This is a genomic window from Oryzomonas japonica (genome assembly GCF_008802365.1).
GTDB classification, from domain to species: domain Bacteria; phylum Desulfobacterota; class Desulfuromonadia; order Geobacterales; family Pseudopelobacteraceae; genus Oryzomonas; species Oryzomonas japonica.
The window spans coordinates 1-1,114 of sequence record NZ_VZQZ01000022.1 but is presented as its reverse complement, the minus strand read 5'-3'; the positions used below and the strand labels follow the sequence as shown (position 1 = coordinate 1,114).

Here is a 1,114-nt window from a genome sequence, read left to right as displayed (position 1 = left end):
GGTGAATTCTACTCGTAAGTGCACCACATGAGGTAAGAGCAGGACATGATGGGATTTTCTGGTAGTGTGAGAAGCGCGACCCACTCACATCCGGAAAGGAGCCCACCATGTCCTACACCCATCTTACCGAAAAAGATCGATATGTCATTAGCCATTTAAGGTCGGCGAAATTTAGCTTGCGGGAGATTGCCCGTCGCCTTGGGCGGCACCACACAAGCATCAGTCGCGAGATCAAGCGAAATGGCCCAACATATTCTCCAGATGCAGTTTACTGGTACTATTTTACGCAACCGGTTGCCACGCAACGCCGACACCAAGCCAGGAGTCATCACCGACAAAACAATCTGTCTCTTGTCAAATACGTTGATGAGAAGCTTCGGCTCGATTGGCCTCCTGAAGCAATAGCAGCCCGGCTTAGGCTTGATTATCCAAATGATGAAAGCATGCGAATCAGCCACGAGACCATTTATCGTTGGGCTTATCTCGATGCGAGCCAAGATGGCGATCTCCACACCCATTTGCGCCGTCGGCACAAAAAACGCCGCAGACAAACCCGGTACGGATCTGGACGACGCTTCATCCCTGGACGTGTTTCCATAGATCAGCGACCGGCTATTGTAGCGACCCGTGAACGTTTTGGAGACTGGGAAGGCGACACTGTTGAGGGTGCCAAGGGCACCGGCTGTCTCGCTACCCATGTCGAACGTAAAAGCCGGTTCCTTGTTGCCGCAAAACTGGCGGACAAAAAGGCGGCGACCATGAATACCCAGAGTATAAAGTCCTTCTGGAAAATCCCAAGGACGATGCGGCAAACTCTGACCGTCGATAACGGCAAAGAATTCTCTCAGTTCAAAGAGCTCGAATCAAAAACCGGCCTGACGGTTTACTTTGCCGATCCCTATGCTGCTTGGCAGCGAGGAACAAACGAGAACACAAACGGGCTGTTACGGCATTATTTTCCCAAAGGAATAAACTTTCAAACAGTCTCGGAAGAAGAGCTTGATCTAATTATAAAAAAGGTAAATCATCGACCAAGAAAGTGCCTCGACTACCGGACACCCCATGAAGTCTTTTATCAAGCTTCACGTGGTGCACTTACAATATGAATTCACCA

Annotated in this window: 1 protein-coding gene; it reads left to right on the top strand. The window is 49.8% G+C overall.

Features of this window, described 5'->3' with window-relative positions; translation table 11 throughout:
* Positions 1-107: 107 nt before the first annotated feature.
* Positions 108-1,106, top strand: a complete 999-nt coding sequence (locus F6V25_RS16880) for an IS30 family transposase (RefSeq protein WP_151129764.1) — start codon at positions 108-110, stop codon at positions 1,104-1,106.
* Positions 1,107-1,114: the final 8 nt, after the last annotated feature.